We start from the raw sequence: 17274 nt of genomic DNA, 5'->3' as shown, positions 1-17274 counted from the left end.
TTATATGAAGGACGCGCCCCATTAAAGAACGAGAGAAATAAAAACGTCAAGTAATGAATAAGCCCCTATTAGACTTTTCAAGCAAACCGCACCCTATCCATCACACACTTGAACAAAAAACATCTCTCTGTAAACTTGTAAATCTTATCCCACTTCCCCTAAACGATAGAATTTTACAGTACAAAAGGATAAATTAAAGCAGAAAAAAATTTTTTTCTATAAAGAAAAAGAACCGTTGGAAAGAAGGCAAGAATTTGCCATACTACGGGGCAGTAAAGCATCATAAGGAGATAAAAATGCGCCTTACAGTTGTTGGTGCAAATGGAAGAATGGGACGTGAGCTCATTACAGCAATCCGACAGAGGAAAGATGTAGAGCTTTGTGCTGTTCTTGTACGCAAAGGCTCACCTTTTGTAGGAAAAGATGCCAGTACCTTAATCGATTCAGATTCTCTTGGGGTGTGCATCACAGATGATCTCGAAAAGGCTTTTTCAAACACAGAAGGGATTGTAGATTTTTCACAACCCCAAGCCAGTATTCTTTATGCTCACTATGCTGCTCAAAGAAAACTTGTCCACATTATTGGCACCACAGGATTTAGCAAAACAGAAGAAAAAAAAATTGCAGAGTTTGCAAAACATACAACAATTGTCAAATCTGGAAATATGAGCCTTGGAATAAATCTTTTAGCCAACCTTGTAAAGAAAGCAGCCAAAGCATTAGAAGCCAATGATTTTGATATCGAAATTTATGAAATGCATCACGCGAACAAAGTTGACGCCCCTTCTGGAACAGCTCTTCTTCTTGGGCAAGCAGCAGCTGAAGGACGTCATGTTATGCTGCAAAATGTCCGTATCAACGAACGCAATGGCCATACAGGGAAGCGCGAAAAAGGCTCCATTGGCTTTTCTTGTTCACGGGGCGGAACAGTTGTTGGCGAACACAGTGTCATTTTTGCCGGTTCCCATGAGCGCATTGTTCTCTCCCATACAGCGCAAGAACGCTCCATCTTTGCTAATGGTGCATTAAAAGCAGCTTTATGGGCAAAAAACCATGGAAATGGCCTTTATTCAATGCTCGATGTTTTGGGATTAAACGATGAATTTTAAACAATCAATAAAATAGAGGCAATTCAGAATGGGACGCACACTTGTACTCATCCGTCACGGACAAAGCGAATGGAATCTCAAAAACCTTTTTACGGGTTGGAAAGACCCTGATTTAACGGAAAAAGGTCATGCCGAAGCGATAGCAGCAGGAAAAAAACTGAACGAATCTGGTTTGAAGTTTAATATAGCGTATACATCTGCTTTACAGCGAGCCCAAAAAACAGCGCAGCACATTTTAGAGCAAATGGGACAATCAAATTTGGAAATAATCAAAAGCTCCGCATTGAATGAACGTAACTATGGAGATCTTTCTGGTTTAAATAAAGATGAAGTGCGCCAACAATGGGGGCAAGAGCAAGTGCAAATGTGGCGCCGCTCCTATACGATTGCCCCCCCGAATGGAGAAAGTCTACGCGATACCGGTGCACGCATTTGGCCTTATTATCTTTATCATATCCAGCCTCATATTTTGCGCTCTCAAACTGTTTTGATCGCAGCGCATGGGAATTCTCTTCGTGCTCTTATTATGGCGCTTGAAGGTCTCACCAGCGAGGAAATTATATCTCAAGAATTAGCGACCGGCATTCCTATTCTTTACACTTTTAATTCCGATTCAACCATTGCATCAAAGACAATCATCACACTTTAAACTTTCAGAACCATGATGCCCTTCAAAAGTTTAATTCAATCATTTTAAACAGAGAAAATAAATTCTATAATTTTATTGACAGAATTGCTTCACACGCTTAGATGATTTTTATAAGCCCAGATGGCGGAATTGGTAGACGCGCAGGTTTCAGGTACCTGTGCCGCAAGGCGTGGAGGTTCGAGTCCTCTTCCGGGCACCATTTTTTGCTTTTAGCGCATTGAAATATATAGATTTCTCTTTAATTCTCTGTTTTTAGCCCACCTTTCAGTCCACCTTCTACGATTTATACAGTTTTACCTAATTTGTTGTTATTTGTTCCGTATTTTTCTTTGGAGTAAAGGCTAAAATCTCTTTTTTTCTCCACCTTACTGCTCTCCCTAGCTTATATGGCTCTGGAAATACCCCTTGAAGCACCCAATTGCGAATCGTTGTTGTCGATACACTAAAAAGCTCTGCACATTCACGGGTTGTTACATATCTATTGCCATCATCAAATATCATCTCATTGCCTTTCTATCTTTTTATGTTATGTAAATAAGTGGGCTGTTAAGAAACACCTCTGTATTTTAAATTTGCAAATTTATTTGTTAGATGTGTTTAATTTCATATTTCCAATCTTTGAGTTGTGTAAGAACCTTGGTAATTTCTTCCCTATGACACATGCACACATCTGCTTCAAAGCAAGTAATTGCAACACGTTTTTTATCTAAAAAAATCTGGTATAATTTTTCTATTGCATGAAGATTATTCTTAAGAGTTGTATTTTTATAATCTTCAAAAAGATATTCATAATCTTCTCGTGTTTTCAGATTGCGCCTTTTTTCAGAGGAAATTCCAAGTTCAGGCATGTGCATATATTCAATGCCAATGTCATTTACAGCTTTCTCTAATTGTCTTTTTGAAAATCCATGTTTTCTGCTTATTGGATTTTTACGAACATCACACAAAATTTTAACATTGTTTTCTATGAGGCAATTCAGATAATGGTCTAGTGATTTTCCTTCATAACCAATGGTAAAAAAACAAGGCTTCTCATCTTTGGTATTACACACGTTTAATTTCCTTACATAAATGGGTGGGGGTGCTGGGAGGAGAGAGCACCCCCATAACATCAAGCGGCTTTTGTCAAAATCTTTTGCATCTCTTGTTCTATTTCTGCTAAAAAATTTTCGACCGCTTGATTAATCTGTTCGATTTGTTCTTCATCACGGTGAATGCGCTTGATTTTCATACGAAAATCAGATGATCTGCCTACAAAACGCGGATCATAACTGATAAAATCACACCATTGACGTCCCGTACAAGCCATTTGGAATTGCATTTGCGCGTGATATTCAGGCTTGATATTACTATCTATAAAGAAGCGTAGATGGTTTGGTGGTTGCGGGCATTTAACCTCTACTAAACCGTCTTCACCAACAAATCCATCAGGACTTGCACCAGCCATTGGGATTGTGGGATGTTGAATGAAACCGCACCCTGTGACCTCTGTATCATAAATAAAGGCATATTCTCTCAAGGCATCTTCTTCATGTTCAATGCCCCATTGCATAGCGGGTGTTATATAAGATTGGCTTATTTCCTCTGTTAATCGCTCTGTCATAAGTTTTATTTTGTAGTCTTCATATTTGCTTGTAGGTATTCCCTTGGCTGTTTTACTGAGTACGTTATAAACGTTTGAAGCGGTGACTTTACCTAAACGGGCTTGAAACCATTCTGCTGTTCTTTGTTCCATTTTACACCGCCTTTTGTTGCTCTTGTTGTGCTTTATTCATTTGAGAGCGTTTCTTTTTTTTCAAAGCAAACAAAACGGTTTGTGCTTGTTTATAAGACATCTGTGTTAGGGTTTTTACTCCTATGAAAGAAATAATATCGCTTTCCTTTGCTTGTGTCTGTTCCATTAATTCTTTGATTTCATTCATCTGTTCAGAAGAGATACCAGCAAGAATTGTGGCTCCATCTGTATCGTCTTCTTTTCTTGCTACATTAAGAAGCATGCCTAGCAGGTATCTTCGTGCATAGGTAATTGTAGAGCCAACCGCTTGTATGCTGTTTTTGCTCCCTGTAGTGTCAAAGGGAAATGTTCCTTCTGTTGATATTTTATTCCCTGATTTATGTGTTAAAGTCATTTCTACGGTTATACCGTTTGAGTTCTGTGCTTTGATCTGAGAAAACAAGGCAAAGTGGTGTTTTGCAAGAGTTTCCTTGATTGCATCAATATATTTATCAAGTGTTGTATAGATACTTTTAGTATGTGTATTAAGGGCATTTTGTTCGATGTTTTTATATTCCATTTGCATAGCAGAAAGATCACGGACAAAGTCCTGGCGCTCTTGTCGTTCTATCTCCTTTTCTCGCAATTCAAGAAGGCTCTTGAGACGCTCCAGATCGACATCACTTTGTAAAGCTCTTTCTAAAATAAGCTCCATAGCTGTAGAGTTGGTTTCACAAGCGTTTGTTTTTTCCACTGTGTGGTACTTAGTTCTCTCATCTTGATTTCCTCCATTAAAGCGCAACTCACCCGTGGCGTGAATCACGCATGTGTTAAAATCTTTGTTTTTATTGCTAGAAACGGCTTATGTAGCTTATATCGCTTGCTGAATAGTCACTTTCGCAGATGATTGAATTGCGTCCACGAATTTCAAGATTACCAGAAATATTTACATTATCGAAAATATATACTCCATCTAGAATTTTCATATTTCCGAAAATGTGTACTTTATCACTTATATAAGCATCTCCATAGACACGGGCATTGCCATAAACATGGCCCAAAACTCGAGCCTCACCATAAATTTGTGCATTGCCGTAAATTTGCGCATCATATTCAACATATGCTTCACCGCAAACTTTTGCATTTTCATAAACACGCGCCCTGCCTGTAATTTTTGCGCGTTCAAATACTTGTGCATTGCCGAAAATCTTAGCGTCACCATAAACCATAGCTTTATGCCAAACCCAACAATCGCCTTCATGCGATAGGTTGTCTTCTTTTTGTATATAGCCGCCTAAGTAACCTTTTTTAATATTTCTAAAATCTCTTAATGCACGTATGCGATAAAGTTTTTTACTTTTATCGGTTCTTGCATCATAAAATTCTTTTATTTCATCAGTCAGTTCATATTTTTTTTGCATGATTTTCGCCCTACCTTAAAATAGCGTCACTTCCATAAAATTCTGTCTCGCCGGCTACTATGGCATTACCACGAACTTTTGCGTTATTATAAACTTCGGCATCATCATAAACCTTCGCATTTTCAGAGATATATGCATTTTGATAAATACAAGCATTGCCTCCAACCCAGCAATTATCATCATGGCTAAGATTCCATTCACTCTCGACAAAGCCTCCAAGGTCGCCTTCTTTGACATCATCAAAATCTTTTAAGGCGCGTATGCGATAAAGCGTTGTTCCATCAACTTTGATTGTTTCATCAGTGAGTTTATATTTCTTTTTTATCATGATAACCTCCTCTTAATGCATGCTTTGTCTTTTAAGCTCTTGAGACAGCAGCCCCATGCCTTTTGTGGTAATTTTTGCGCAAGGAATGACTTTTTCTATTCCACTGGCGGTTTGAAGTGTAATGGTTGGACAATCCATCAGTTGCTTTTGGATTTTGTCTTGATAAGGGAGTAAATTTCCCCCTGCTGCACGTCTGTAAATCCAACCTTTTTGCTGTAAAAATTGAATGAATTGTTTTGGTTGCATCTCGAGTATTTTAGCCGCTTCTGTAAGACCAAAGAGCCCATCATGGCGCTGTAAACTTTCAAGTGCCATGGCTTTTGGTGTTAAATCTTCAATAATGCTGTCTTTTTGATCTATTTGCCCTTGGAGGTAATTCAAAAAGCCAATCATAGCTTTTGGACTTGAATAGTCGATTTGTGGTGCTACCACTTGTTTTTCCAATTCTTGCCAACGGTCTATAATCTTAGCACGTAATGTCATGCTGTAACCCGAAACTAAGATGAGGCACTCACGTTTGGGTAGATGGTAGCAGTTTTGGGGCTTGCCTTGTTTGTCTAAATAGGTGGATCCAAATTTGGATTAACCCTCTTCAGGGTATAATTCCCCTAACATTTGCCTAATATCGCGCATAATGTGTGCGTGTTGTTTACTACATAGTTCAGCAATTTCACGACTGGACATAGTTTGAATGGTTTGGTTATTAAAATTGTTTTCTTCTACTGTCATAAGATTATGCATGCTTCACTCCATTCGTTGTGAGAACATTTTCATTGTGCTTAATTTGCTGTTTGAGATGTCTTAAGATTTCTTCTAATGTTTCAGGTTTTGAATAATCGATTGTTGCTTTTGCTTTTTTTTCACATTCCAAAAAATATTGACGTACTTGTTTACCTTTGAGATTAGGTTCACAAATGGCAATGTGTTTTGCTGCGTTTAAAGTGAGAGCATAATCTTTAGAAGGACCACCCCGTGATGGTAATTTTTTAGTAGATGTGACAAAATCGATATCTTCTCGAAAAGAAAAATCTTTAATACAGTTTGCTATCCATTTTCTAAACTCGGCTTTGACTTCCAAAAATGCATGCAAGTCACGAGCGCTAACAGTTTGAATGGTTTTTTGTTTAATTATGATATTATGAGTAGGGATAAAATTTTTCATTACGTACCTCATATGATGGGAAAAGGGGGGGCTTTTAGAAACGCCCTTCAGAATTTTAAAGCACATCACAAGGACGCAAACGGTGCTGTTGTTCATAAGTACCGTAGACCTCATCATTATATCTTTCTTTTGCTAAATCATCTAAAAGGTCATTGTAAGTATCACTTTCGCGTACAAAGTAATGAACCACACTCTCCTCATGGAGATGGTCGATATTTTTTTCTACATATGCGTCTGCAATCTCTTCAGAGATATCTTCACAACTCTTTTCAGAAGGATTTATACGAAAGATTTGGATAACATCATCTACCCCATTAACAATGCTTAGAATTTGACTTGCATCAAGCGGTCCAGATTCTGCAATGTGTTCATCTCTATCGAAGTAAACTAAATGAACTAAGAGAATTTCATTAGAATTTATGAGAATTGGCTTTTCCATAATTTCCCCTCCCTAACGCCTAATAGCGATTGTTTGTGTTAATTTATAATATATTTATATAACTATAATTATAAAATAGCAAGAGAAAAATTATAAAAAGTTATATTTTTTTATAAAAAATATTATAACATCTTGTAAAATAAGAAGAGAAAAATGTTTTTTAATATAGATGATAATTAGCGATAAGACCGAATCGGTTTACTGTAAGAATTCGTTGGTAAGATAGCAAAGATTTCTCCAATCCATGCAATTTTAACATTTTTAATGGGGAGTGCATTCCAAGAAAGCAAATCTATCTCTCCATTTATCCCTCTGCTAATCTGTTTTATATATCTTTTATTATCATGCGTGAGAATAACGGCTTCTTTGCCAAAGAAGGATTCTACTGTTTTGATTTGGCGCCGTCTTACAATAACCATATCCCCATCTTTGTATGCAGGAAGCATAGAATCGCCTTTAACTTCAAAAGCAACCATATCATCAGGTAAAGCAAACGGGATTTCTACTTGTTCAAGACCATCTTCTGGAATTTGTTCAAAGCTTGGATCTATCTGTGTTCCTGCTCCGATATACCCCATAAGAGGAACAAAAGTCGTTAAGTGATTGTCGCCTGTTAGTTCTTTATATAACTCTAAAATGGCGTCTCGATTAGAACCACGCGGATCAGAATCTTTTAACCACTTAGACACTGAAGCTTGCGTTACGTTTAGCCGCTTGGCTACATCTTCTTGCGTTAAGTTAAATTCAGTTAAAATCTTTTTTAACGTGCTTATGATGTTAGATTTATTACTCATACTTTTGTCTACCTTATTTTTTTATCGTTGATAAAGATAAATTTCCTTGACTTTATATAACTATAATTATATGAATAAAATAAGACAAAGCTGTAATTGGAGCTTTTAAATGGATCAACGAGAAGATTTTAAGAATTTGACTAAGTCAATACGAGGCAAATTTAATTGGACACAATCAGAAATGGCTAAAGTGCTTGGTGTAACTCAGGCAGCTGTTTGCAAATGGGAAACAAGAGGATCTATCTCTGTAATAAATTACCTAAAATTGCAACAATTGAAGAACAGTTCTAGCTCTATGCCTGCTTTCACACCTGCTTCTACAGATAATAACGAGCACCAGCAGCACCATTCACACTCTTAAGAAGAAAGATCAAAGACGATAGATGTCCCACAAATCACTATAAGCAAAGTTCAGTTGATTGATCTTGTTAATAAGATTGGACATGAAGACATATATTATGGTGTCCGCTCGCCTAATCGTACATGTGAAAGTGGCATAGATCACTCATCAACATGTTATCTTGTCTATATACTACAAAATATTTTTGAGAGTGATGATAGAAATTATTTTCCGTTATTGCCGTACGATGATTTTAAACAATGGTTTTCATCTGTCTTTACGCAAATTTTTACAGCTTGGTTTGATAATCATTTTTCTCAAGAGTTGTCATCTTTTTATCGCTTAAATGAGCTGCTTTTGTTTACAGCTTTAGTCGAAAGTAATCTTGATCTTTTAAGGGATGACCTCATCGAAAAAAGAAAAGAAGAAATCAAATTAATAAGTGATGCGTGCAGTGTGTGTCTGAGTTGAGTTAATCCAATTTTTTAAAGTCTATGAGGTCGGTTTGTGTAGTTACAGTCATTGTTGTTTCTGGTTGCAGTGGGGATGTATGAGTAATGATTAAAGTAACTTGGGCTTTTATATCTTCTTCACGCGCTGCCACAAAAATAAGGATTCTTGTGTACTTATCTTCTGAGGGAGCTATGGAAATATTAACATCGATTTCTTGTCCCGTTCGAAAATCCTTTGCTTCCTCACAGCGGCCGCGTGATTTGTGTGACGTTGGACGGGCATCAGGATTAACATATGGTGATTGCATTTGCCACCATCTTGTTTCAGGTTCGTATATGATGCCATATCCAAGAATAAAGCGAGAACCATCTTTTAGCTTTATATTTAAAACGTGGATGACAGTTTGTGCATTGTTTTTTATCTTTAAAAAAAGAAGTGTCCACTTGCCTTTTGTTGGAAAATGTGGGCCAGTTGTATATATGGAAGGGGGCAAACCCAAATCCTGTACTCTTTTGTTATCTAACAAAATTTTAATATGTTCTTCTGACCATTTGGCAAGATCTTTTGTCGATATCGCTTGCTCTTTAAGAGCTGTCGTCTGTTCTTGGCTTTCTGCAAATTGCTTGCTTATCCATTCTATATCTTCTTCTCGTTTTTTTGCAGCTTTTTCTAAATCATCTTTGCGGATTTTAGCTGCTTCTTTCCGGTCTTTATTTCTTAAAATAAGTGCTACAGAAAGCGACACAGCAAATGAAACAAAACCTGTAAGAAATATCTTTATCCATTCTTGCATCATAACTCCCCCCACTTTTTTAGAATCGTTGGGAGGATACTTTTTCACAAATATTTTTGCAAGACAGGCAATCACAACACGCTCTGTTATGACGCACGCATAAATACACAGCAACCTTAAGGGGGACTATGATCACTAACGCACAAACCATTCTTTGCCTTGATCTAGGAGCCAAGACAGGGTGGGCCATACATGGTACAGATCGTCACATCATCAGTGGTGTTATGAATTTCCACCCTCGATATTTTGAAGTCGGTGGAATGTATTATTTACGCTTTAGGAGATGTCTATCAGAAATAAAGCAGACAGTAGGCAGCATTAACGCGGTGTATTTTGAAGAAGTGAGGCGTCATAATGGTACTGATACAGCACATATTTACAGTGACTTGTTAGCAATCTTAACGGCATGGTGTGAACATCATAAAATTCCTTATGAAGGTATTTCTGTTAGCACAATTAAGAAAGCAACGACAGGAAAAGGAAACGCCTCAAAAGTAAAAATGATTAAGGCGATGTATGCAAAAGGGCACGCGCCTAAAGATGATAATGAAGCAGATGCTTTGGCAATTTTATATTTAATAAAAGAAGGGGGTACATATGTCCAGTAAAATACCTTGGACAAGACTTAATACAGACCAGTGGCTATTTAAACTCTCTGATTTACCACCTATGGAAGTCAATGTTTATGTGAAGTTGCGGATAAGAATGTTACACACACGTGAACCTCTTTTGAATGATTCACGAATATTATCTCATTTTACTTGTTGTACAGTAAAAAGATTTGAAAAGGCGTTAGATTATTTATTTAGGTCTGGGCACATCATTTGTTTAGAAGATGGTCGTTTATGGAGTTCAGATGTTGAGGAAGAACTCAATAACTCAAATGAAAATATAAATAAATTTTCAGAGAGAGCACAGAAGGCAGCGCAAGCAAAATGGGCAAAACGTCATAAAGAAAAAACAATTAGCGATGATCAAAATGCTAAGCATGATGCTAACGATATGCTTAAGCATGCTACAAGCAATGCTAATGCAATGCTTAATGATGCCATAATATATATAAAAAAAATAAAACTATCATTTTATCAAAAAAAGAAATTAATTCTGAAAATTTAGAAACAAACGATTTGGTTGAAGAGCCAATCAAGGTTGATGCTCTCAAAAGCCAATCAGAACAAATCGAAACGGTAGAAACCCAACAACACCCATTCACGAGCAAGAAAGCGTTCCGAAAAAAAACAAACGGGTCAAAACCGATATAGGCTGTCGATTGCCTGCTGATTTTGAACCCGATTACGATTTTGCACTTGCAGAGGGCTTGCCTCCAGAGCGTATCAAAGTCGAAATCGCAAAATTTCGAGATTTTTGGAAAGCCAAAGCAGGCAAAACAGATTGGCAAGCAACATGGCGTAACTGGGTGCGCAAGGCTATCGAGGATTTAGAAAAAACAAAAAACACAAACAACAATGGTGGAAACAATGGAAACTTTTCAAAAGATCAAAGAACTCGTGGTGGTACCGGAGAGACAATCCGTAACCTTATCCGTGAAGCAGGATTTAGTGAATCCACTTCAAAACATTGCACAACAGATGGCGCAATGCGTCACAATGGAATATCCATGGACCTTGATCAATGGCGTGAAATTGACACCAGCACTAGAGGAACAAGCTTTCACAACTTATCAGACAATTCAAAACTTACTTACCTTGAAAGCGTCTGTTGAAGACATTGCAGAGGCTCTTGATGTACTTGAAGGTGGTTTGACAATGCAAAAAGTTTCAAATGCACAAGCACGTGCAAAGGCTTATATCGCAGCTCTTAACGGCATTTCACTCTGGTCTTTATTGCAAGCTGTTAAAAATCTTATACGTGGAGAAGCCAAAGGCATGTCAACAACTTTTGTCCCTTCATGTGCTGATCTTGCGAAGTATTGTCGTGATTTAGAAAGCGGGCTTTTTGGAGCTGCTGAGAAAGCTTTTATAGCCATTGAAAATACCCGTAATTTGGCTTTAGGAGGCAAGCGTATTTCATATATGAGAATAGGCAAGCCTAGCGAAGAGCATCATAACGATGATCGTTCAAAAGCAGCTTAAAAACAGCAAAGTAGTGAAAAGTGCTGATCGTTTTGAGATTAGATGTGTGTTTTAAGAGTGACTAAAAAGTTTTTTTAAGGTATAATGCGTTTCTAAAATTGATAATAATTGTATAGTATCAAATTTATAAACTAAATGAATCCTCTAATATAAATTAAATTTTAGGATACGTAAATTTCAAAATATTTGTTAAAAAACACAAACAACCAGTATCAGTGTAAAAAATATTGTGCCGGTCATTAAGTTCTTTCGTGTATTTTTGGAATAACAGAATGTTTCTTTAATCTTTATGAAAGGTTATAGAACTTTAGTGTTTAGGGCTATCGTCAAATACAGATAAATCATAGACAAAGTTAACTAAAAGCAACTGGATGCAATGGAAGACACTGATATCAAAAGAAAAGGAAACGCTAAAAAACTAAAGGGTAGTTTGTATCTTATATTAGAAAATAATTTAAGAAATTGAGATCGTAATTTTATCACAGGAAACGAGTATGTTTACAGCTAAGCAGATAAGAGCCTTATTTGGCATTGGGGTTTTTATATTTTTATGTTTTTCGGGAATAAGAAAAAACTTTGACTTTATTCAAGGTGTTTTGACATTCGCGTCTATTTCTTTGATAATAGTAACAACTATTTTTGCAATTTTATGTAATTCTAATATTCCTTCCGAGTTGCAGAATAACTCAAACTATAGGGATGATGATACAACGGGCTGGATGAAACTAACACGTGACTTACAACGGTATATGCACAGACTCTTAAATATAATAATTTTAGCGCTTGTCGTTTTAATTTTCCCAAATAGTTATAAAGAAACTGTTTCTTTGCCTGTCATTTCTAGGTATATGGAACACAAGTTTCCTGTTTCATTAGATACCGTACTGTTGTACTCAGATATTGCTATTTGGTCTTTAAACATTGCACTTTGGTATTATTTTTTATGCCGTGTACTCTTTCTTATGTTGTATACACGCAGTTTAATAAATATATCCATCCTTACTCTACAATGTTCCATTATAAAGATACAGTGAAATCTTCGATTTCAAGCATTAATTCTTTTTTTACAGAATCTTCATTATATCTTCCATTATCATCTTTAGATGCTTTAATAGGGATTGTATGCTGAAAACTTTCAGTATTAAATACTAAATCGAACTTATTATATGTATTTCCCACAAAATTTAATTTGTGCAATATGGGATTTTTTTTATCTTTTTTTAAAAAATTCCACAAAAACTCACTTAAGTTATTTTCTTCTTTTAATTTGATATCTAAGGTGAGTGCTATTTCAGTAACATCATTAGTGGAAAATCCATCAAGAGCATTTTTAGCCAACTCCGTTAAGTATTTTTCTGATTGCGTTCCAAAAAGTTCTAATTGTTTTTGTTTTTTATATTCTAGTTTTATTTCTTTAATTGAACGCAATTTTTTTTCGAAATCTCGCTTATCAATAAGCTCAGGTAAAATATTAATTTCTTCCTTGAAATTTTCTTTGTAGTGTGACTGCAAGCATTGGTTTAGCTTTTTACTTGAAGAAAAAAGAATGAATTTTGTAGGAATCAAAACTCCAAAATATTGTTTATTTTGTTCAATTTGTTTTTTAGAACGTGGGTTAGGAATGCTTTGAAAGCCATTTTCAGAATCTATAACTTCAGGATTGTAAGGACTTTCTTCTCCTGTTAGAATATAAACCCAATAGTAGTTACTTGATCCCACAGAAAATTTCTCAATTGTTAAGGTAGAACATTGATTCTTAATGGAAAGATTGTACGTTCCTTCCTGTAAAAAGTTATCAATACAGTTTGTACTAACTAATTTTGAATCTGTATCTATTTCATATTTATAAGAAAGGAAGTTAATGGTATTCATAAAGCTAACACAATTACAACGTTTGTAGTCTTATGGGTAGGTGATTTGTATTTAAAATATCTCGTGTCTTTTAGAATCATTTAGCTAAAGGGTGAAAAATATAAAATTTTAATTGTAGAAGCAATACGAGTTTTAGAATAAATCTATTATAAATAGCTGTTTAGTTTTAAGTAAAAACATCCCCTTCTCCATCTTTATGGTGGGGAAGATGTTTCAAGCTGCGTTTTTGATTGTAATCACAACTTGCTTACCAAGAACAGTCAGTGCCTGCTCTAGCGTTTGAAGCTTAGTCGGATAATTTAGATCAAGAATGCGTCTTGCTTCTGTTTCTTTCTTACCCAAACGATTGGCTAATTCTGTTTTTGTAATATTCGCTTCATGAAAAGCTTCTACCACTGCCAACTTAAGAGCATTCCACGCATCTACCGTTACCTCTACAAGATCTTTATATTGCTGTGGTGTAGGTAGAGGCAAACCACGCATCGGATAGCTACGTAATGCCAACCCTAATGCTTCAACAGCATTCTCTAGTGCCTCTGCTCTATTTTCTCCAGCTGTTATTGCTTCGGGGACATCTGGAAAAGTCACCACAAAACCACCTTCTGGATCAGATTCCAATTTTGCTTGATAAGTATATTCCATATCTAAATCTCCTTTCTATTATCAAAATGCCTCTAAGAGAGGTATAAAAACATTTGAATGAAAACTTCACACTCCCAACTGTTTTTTGATTATTTTCACATAGAGCGGGGTTAATTCACCAGATTTTATAATGATCGTCTTATCTCCAAAAGTGACTAAATAATGGGACCCCTTGCCTGCATCTAGAGCCTCACTGTAATGAATACCTCTTTTTCTGGCTTCTTTACGTAACTCTCTAAGCAGTGCTTCTCTTTTCATTCACCCTCTCTATGTTTTTATAAAATCAATATCGCACAAAAAAGTTCGTTGATCAATAACAAATCGTACAAAAAAGTTTGATATAATCATTTATGAGAGGAGCTTCCTTAAAGAACTAGAAAATACCGAGAATTGCTTAATATGTTTTAAGTACAAAAAAGCTCAATCTCGTTTTTCATTTCTAAAGATGCTCTACTTGCTCTAAAGGTGAAATATGGGGGATTGGGCTGTTATGACGAGCTTGCCATAGATCATGCTTTTGTTGCAATTTAAGCCAAAATTCTGCATCATTTAAACCAGCCTTTTCTAAGCGTAAAGCAAGGTTAATACTGATTGCCGCATGACAGTTTAAAACACGTGATAAAGTTAAACGTGCAACACCGAGATGATTGGCAGCTTCTGTTACTGTTAACCCCAATTCATCAAGCAATTCTTCTTTCAAAATGCCACCAGGGTGTGGAGGATTGTACATCATAATAACACCTCAAAAATCAATGGTAATCTTGGTAATCAACCAGTTCAACGTCTGTTCCAATGAAACGAAAAGTAACACGCCAATTTGCATTGACACGCATAGACCAATAACCCTTTAAATCGCCTGTAAGCTCGTGGAGACGGTACGATTTAATAGTCATTTGTTCAGGAGCGGATATCGTATCTAAAATCACCAAAATATTTGCTAATTTGTTAGCATGTGCAGGTTGTATTCCTTTAACAATTCCTCTTTCGAAGAACAATTTCAACCCCTTATGCTTAAAACTAACGATTGCCATATATGACCCCTTTTGTTACTTGATACGATACACTATACACTTTGTCAATGGATTATTTATCACAGAGTGCTTAAAAAATATAATGTTATATGTTAATAAATAATAATATCATTTTGAAATAATTGAAAAAATAAACAAATTACGATAGGATTTTACGTATATAAAATGCAAATCAAATGGAACTTACAAACATGTTGAATAAAGTGACTTTAATTGGTTATCTTGGAGCCGACCCCGAAAGCAAAACTATGAATTCTGGTGCCGAAGTGGTCAATTTTCGGTTGGCAACTTCTGAGAACTATACAGATAAAAACACACACCAAAAAATAGAAAAAACAGAATGGCATTCCGTGGTGGTTTTTAATCCACATTTGGCAAAATCGCTCTTCAATACTTAAACAAAGGTTCAAAGGTTTATGTAGAAGGAAAATTACAAACCCGTAAATGGCAAGATAAAAACGGTATTGACCGCTTCACAACAGAAATTGTCTTGTCACAATACAAAGGCGAATTGTATTTACTTGATGCAAAGAAAGATCAATACACCCCTCCCTCTCCCGTTACTTCTCAAAATTATGCTATCGCCTCTGGTGCATCCGATTATAGCGCATCTCTTAATGACAGCATGCCATTCTGATTGAAAAAAATATGACAAAAAGAAAAAAACGAGCAAAACGTGGTCGTCCACGCATTGAAGGATGTATCAGAGAACCCAATGGTCGTATCTCACGGACAAAAATGCCCCATGATCCCATTGATCAATTGGCAATAGAAATGCGTGTCAAACACTTTGGTTTGACCATAGAAGAAGCTAAAAATCCGCTTTCCGGGACTTATATCGGACGGCTTTACTTACAAGGAAATCTCAATCAAGATCAATACGATGCTGCACAAAAATATCTTGAAGTAAGAAATGATTATTTATGTGCAAAAACATTGCCTAGTGCAATTTATAATGAAATGCCCTCATCTTCTGATGAAGCAGCAAGAGAGAAATGGGTTGAATTTGCAACAAAACAATTTTTTAATATGCAAGAGGTAATAAAAGAAACACAACACCTTTACAGACAGCACAATTTTTATGCTGCATTACAATATCTTGTTATAGAAGATCAAGAATTACCATATCTTATACCTTCATTACGTATCGTTCTTAATACTCTCCAAAAATATTTTGGTTATTAAAAAGATTGACTTAAAATAAGAAAAAGTACAGTATGTAAATATATACACATTGAGAGATTGGGGAATGGAACAAAACAGCCGAAAGATAATTGCAAAATTAAAACGCGACGGCTTTGAACTTGTTAAAGTAAAGGGTTCACACCATAAATTTAAAAAAGATGGTATGGTTGTTGTTGTTCCACATCCTAAGAAAAATCTTCCAATTGGTACAGCGCACTCTATTGCACTACAAGCAGGCTGGTTAAAAAAAGGAGAAGAAGAATGAAAAGATTTTTTGCTCTTGTTCATAAAGATGAAGATTCTGCTTTTGGTGTTCAATTTCCTGATTTTGAAGGTTTATTCTCTGCTGCTGATGAAGAAGAAAATCTTATCATAAATGCTACCGAAGCCTTACAACTTTATTGTGAAGATATGGATACAGTGCCTGTTCCTTTAAAATTTGAAGAAGTGATACAACAGAAAGCTGTTAAAAAAGCTTTGTCACAAGGAGCCTTTTTAATACAAGTTCCTTTTATTGAAAATGATGCGGAAGTCATACGTACCAATATATCAATTGAACGAGGACTGTTACGTGCAATTGATAATTGTGCACAAGAGAGAGGTTTAACAAGATCTGCTTTTTTGGCAACAGCAGCCCGCCATGAGCTTAATATTTAGCTATATATTAATGAAAATCAAAAAGCAGAAGATAAACAAAACGCTATAGTTAAGAGGGATATAACTATCATTGATATCATATACACGGCATCTAATATTTCTGGACCTGTCATTGCTCTTCCCTCCTATAATAATTGTCTAGTAATTTATAAATAAATTAGTTTCAAGCGGCATCTTGGATACTAATGGTAACTTCTTTGCCAAGAGTAATAAGAGTGGATTCTAAAGAGTCTAATTTTGTTGCGTGGTTTAAATCCAATAATCGGTCAATTTGTATTGGATTGAGTTTTAAAAGACGCGTAAGATCAGCTTTGCGTAAATTCTTTTCAACCATAGCGTTATGTATTGCAATTTTTAAAGTGACTAATGAAGATACTTCAACAAAAGGATAGGCAGTATCACGAGAACCAAAAGGAACAACTTCTCGATCTTGGAAACGCCCCATAATAACTGTTAAAAGGGCATTTTTAGCGTGTTCTAAAGCCTCTTTTTCGTCATTACCATAGGTAATAAATTCTTGAAAGTCTTTGGAAACGACAAGAAGAGTATCATTGTCATCTTTGATAAATTTAAGTGCATATTTCATTTACAT

Annotated in this window: 26 protein-coding genes, 1 tRNA gene and 3 pseudogenes; 13 read left to right on the top strand and 17 right to left on the bottom strand. The window is 35.8% G+C overall.

The window, feature by feature from the left end:
• Positions 1–296: 296 nt before the first annotated feature.
• The 3 genes from dapB to NNJ73_RS04630 all read left to right on the top strand — a co-directional run bounded on the left by dapB (position 297) and on the right by NNJ73_RS04630 (position 1957).
• Complete coding sequence (gene dapB / locus NNJ73_RS04640; protein ID WP_254492920.1) at positions 297–1109, top strand: 4-hydroxy-tetrahydrodipicolinate reductase; 813 nt, start codon at positions 297–299, stop codon at positions 1107–1109.
• A gap of 28 nt (positions 1110–1137) precedes the next feature.
• Entirely contained in the window at positions 1138–1758 is a 621-nt protein-coding gene (locus tag NNJ73_RS04635) for a 2,3-bisphosphoglycerate-dependent phosphoglycerate mutase (protein WP_254492919.1), read from the top strand.
• A gap of 114 nt (positions 1759–1872) precedes the next feature.
• Positions 1873–1957: transfer RNA gene (locus tag NNJ73_RS04630), tRNA-Leu, on the top strand.
• 98 nt (positions 1958–2055) lie between these two features.
• Here the strand turns inward: NNJ73_RS04630 and NNJ73_RS04625 are convergent.
• The 10 genes and pseudogenes from NNJ73_RS04625 to NNJ73_RS04580 all read right to left on the bottom strand — a co-directional run bounded on the left by NNJ73_RS04625 (position 2056) and on the right by NNJ73_RS04580 (position 7616).
• Positions 2056–2259: an AlpA family transcriptional regulator gene (locus NNJ73_RS04625; RefSeq protein ID WP_254492918.1), complete on the bottom strand. Its 204-nt coding sequence runs from the start codon at positions 2257–2259 to the stop codon at positions 2056–2058.
• A gap of 86 nt (positions 2260–2345) precedes the next feature.
• Positions 2346–2810, bottom strand: a complete 465-nt coding sequence (locus NNJ73_RS04620) for a DUF488 family protein (protein ID WP_254492917.1) — start codon at positions 2808–2810, stop codon at positions 2346–2348.
• Positions 2811–2869: 59 nt separating this feature from the next.
• On the bottom strand, positions 2870–3493 hold the full coding sequence (locus NNJ73_RS04615; RefSeq protein WP_254492916.1) for a lambda exonuclease family protein: 624 nt from the start codon (positions 3491–3493) through the stop codon (positions 2870–2872).
• Position 3494: 1 nt separating this feature from the next.
• A complete protein-coding gene (locus tag NNJ73_RS04610; RefSeq protein WP_254493177.1) occupies positions 3495–4226 on the bottom strand; it encodes an ERF family protein in 732 nt (243 codons plus the stop codon).
• 97 nt (positions 4227–4323) lie between these two features.
• Complete coding sequence (locus NNJ73_RS04605) at positions 4324–4893, bottom strand: hypothetical protein (RefSeq protein WP_254492915.1); 570 nt, start codon at positions 4891–4893, stop codon at positions 4324–4326.
• Positions 4894–4903: 10 nt separating this feature from the next.
• Positions 4904–5221: a hypothetical protein gene (locus NNJ73_RS04600; RefSeq protein ID WP_254475234.1), complete on the bottom strand. Its 318-nt coding sequence runs from the start codon at positions 5219–5221 to the stop codon at positions 4904–4906.
• Between the two features lie 12 nt (positions 5222–5233).
• A pseudogene (locus NNJ73_RS04595) lies at positions 5234–5962 on the bottom strand (Rha family transcriptional regulator).
• Positions 5955–6383, bottom strand: a complete 429-nt coding sequence (locus tag NNJ73_RS04590) for an antA/AntB antirepressor family protein (RefSeq protein ID WP_254492914.1) — start codon at positions 6381–6383, stop codon at positions 5955–5957. Before NNJ73_RS04590 ends, NNJ73_RS04595 begins: the two are co-directional and overlap by 8 nt.
• 55 nt (positions 6384–6438) lie before the next feature.
• On the bottom strand, positions 6439–6822 hold the full coding sequence (locus NNJ73_RS04585; RefSeq protein ID WP_254475240.1) for a hypothetical protein: 384 nt from the start codon (positions 6820–6822) through the stop codon (positions 6439–6441).
• A 176-nt stretch (positions 6823–6998) separates the two neighbouring features.
• Positions 6999–7616, bottom strand: a complete 618-nt coding sequence (locus NNJ73_RS04580; protein ID WP_142417232.1) for an XRE family transcriptional regulator — start codon at positions 7614–7616, stop codon at positions 6999–7001.
• A 109-nt stretch (positions 7617–7725) separates the two neighbouring features.
• On the opposite strand from NNJ73_RS04580, the gene NNJ73_RS04575 reads away from it, so the two are divergent.
• Together NNJ73_RS04575 and NNJ73_RS04570 are read left to right on the top strand one after the other, a co-directional pair.
• Entirely contained in the window at positions 7726–7977 is a 252-nt protein-coding gene (locus NNJ73_RS04575) for a helix-turn-helix transcriptional regulator (protein ID WP_254492913.1), read from the top strand.
• Positions 7978–8031: 54 nt separating this feature from the next.
• Complete coding sequence (locus NNJ73_RS04570; RefSeq protein ID WP_254492912.1) at positions 8032–8427, top strand: hypothetical protein; 396 nt, start codon at positions 8032–8034, stop codon at positions 8425–8427.
• A 1-nt stretch (position 8428) separates the two neighbouring features.
• Here the strand turns inward: NNJ73_RS04570 and NNJ73_RS04565 are convergent, their stop codons facing one another.
• Positions 8429–9205 carry a hypothetical protein gene (locus tag NNJ73_RS04565; protein WP_254492911.1) on the bottom strand — a complete coding sequence of 259 codons (777 nt, stop codon included), beginning with the start codon at positions 9203–9205 and terminating at the stop codon, positions 8429–8431.
• A gap of 125 nt (positions 9206–9330) precedes the next feature.
• Here NNJ73_RS04565 and NNJ73_RS04560 point away from each other — a divergent pair, with 125 nt between their 5' ends.
• From NNJ73_RS04560 to NNJ73_RS04545, 4 genes and pseudogenes are all read left to right on the top strand, one after another.
• The gene (locus NNJ73_RS04560; protein ID WP_254492910.1) at positions 9331–9810 is read left to right on the top strand and encodes a crossover junction endodeoxyribonuclease RuvC; all 480 of its coding nucleotides are present in this window, start codon (positions 9331–9333) and stop codon (positions 9808–9810) included.
• Positions 9800–10925: pseudogene (locus tag NNJ73_RS04555) on the top strand (hypothetical protein). The gene NNJ73_RS04560 and the pseudogene NNJ73_RS04555 overlap by 11 nt, the downstream one beginning before the upstream one ends.
• A complete protein-coding gene (locus NNJ73_RS04550; protein WP_254492909.1) occupies positions 10840–11295 on the top strand; it encodes a hypothetical protein in 456 nt (151 codons plus the stop codon). The pseudogene NNJ73_RS04555 and the gene NNJ73_RS04550 overlap by 86 nt, the downstream one beginning before the upstream one ends.
• 494 nt (positions 11296–11789) lie before the next feature.
• Positions 11790–12329 carry a hypothetical protein gene (locus NNJ73_RS04545; RefSeq protein WP_254492908.1) on the top strand — a complete coding sequence of 180 codons (540 nt, stop codon included), beginning with the start codon at positions 11790–11792 and terminating at the stop codon, positions 12327–12329.
• Here the strand turns inward: NNJ73_RS04545 and NNJ73_RS04540 are convergent.
• The 5 genes from NNJ73_RS04540 to NNJ73_RS04520 all read right to left on the bottom strand — a co-directional run bounded on the left by NNJ73_RS04540 (position 12313) and on the right by NNJ73_RS04520 (position 14840).
• The gene (locus NNJ73_RS04540; protein ID WP_254492907.1) at positions 12313–13167 is read right to left on the bottom strand and encodes a hypothetical protein; all 855 of its coding nucleotides are present in this window, start codon (positions 13165–13167) and stop codon (positions 12313–12315) included. The two genes, NNJ73_RS04545 and NNJ73_RS04540, sit on opposite strands and share 17 nt — an antisense overlap.
• A gap of 213 nt (positions 13168–13380) precedes the next feature.
• A complete protein-coding gene (locus NNJ73_RS04535) occupies positions 13381–13809 on the bottom strand; it encodes a type II toxin-antitoxin system HicB family antitoxin (RefSeq protein WP_254492906.1) in 429 nt (142 codons plus the stop codon).
• A gap of 66 nt (positions 13810–13875) precedes the next feature.
• Entirely contained in the window at positions 13876–14067 is a 192-nt protein-coding gene (locus NNJ73_RS04530; RefSeq protein WP_254492905.1) for a hypothetical protein, read from the bottom strand.
• Between the two features lie 181 nt (positions 14068–14248).
• Positions 14249–14542 carry a HigA family addiction module antitoxin gene (locus NNJ73_RS04525; RefSeq protein ID WP_208442291.1) on the bottom strand — a complete coding sequence of 98 codons (294 nt, stop codon included), beginning with the start codon at positions 14540–14542 and terminating at the stop codon, positions 14249–14251.
• A gap of 16 nt (positions 14543–14558) precedes the next feature.
• On the bottom strand, positions 14559–14840 hold the full coding sequence (locus tag NNJ73_RS04520) for a type II toxin-antitoxin system RelE/ParE family toxin (RefSeq protein ID WP_254492904.1): 282 nt from the start codon (positions 14838–14840) through the stop codon (positions 14559–14561).
• A gap of 191 nt (positions 14841–15031) precedes the next feature.
• Here NNJ73_RS04520 and ssb point away from each other — a divergent pair.
• From ssb to NNJ73_RS04500, 4 genes and pseudogenes are all read left to right on the top strand, one after another.
• Positions 15032–15477: pseudogene (gene ssb / locus NNJ73_RS04515) on the top strand (single-stranded DNA-binding protein).
• A gap of 11 nt (positions 15478–15488) precedes the next feature.
• Positions 15489–16025 (top strand): hypothetical protein, encoded by a 537-nt coding sequence (locus NNJ73_RS04510; RefSeq protein WP_254492903.1) that lies wholly within the window; start codon positions 15489–15491, stop codon positions 16023–16025.
• Between the two features lie 64 nt (positions 16026–16089).
• A complete protein-coding gene (locus NNJ73_RS04505) occupies positions 16090–16290 on the top strand; it encodes a type II toxin-antitoxin system HicA family toxin (protein WP_254492902.1) in 201 nt (66 codons plus the stop codon).
• Entirely contained in the window at positions 16287–16682 is a 396-nt protein-coding gene (locus NNJ73_RS04500) for a type II toxin-antitoxin system HicB family antitoxin (protein ID WP_254492901.1), read from the top strand. The genes NNJ73_RS04505 and NNJ73_RS04500 overlap by 4 nt, the downstream gene beginning before the upstream one ends.
• Positions 16683–16845: 163 nt before the next feature.
• On the opposite strand, the gene NNJ73_RS04495 is transcribed toward NNJ73_RS04500, so the two are convergent.
• Positions 16846–17268: a type II toxin-antitoxin system HicB family antitoxin gene (locus NNJ73_RS04495; protein ID WP_254492900.1), complete on the bottom strand. Its 423-nt coding sequence runs from the start codon at positions 17266–17268 to the stop codon at positions 16846–16848.
• Between the last annotated feature and the right edge of the window lie 6 nt (positions 17269–17274).

This window comes from Bartonella sp. B1099 (genome assembly GCF_944801835.1).
Lineage (GTDB): Bacteria > Pseudomonadota > Alphaproteobacteria > Rhizobiales > Rhizobiaceae > Bartonella.
Note: the sequence above shows the minus strand (reverse complement) of the source record. Positions and strands in the feature narration are given on the sequence as shown.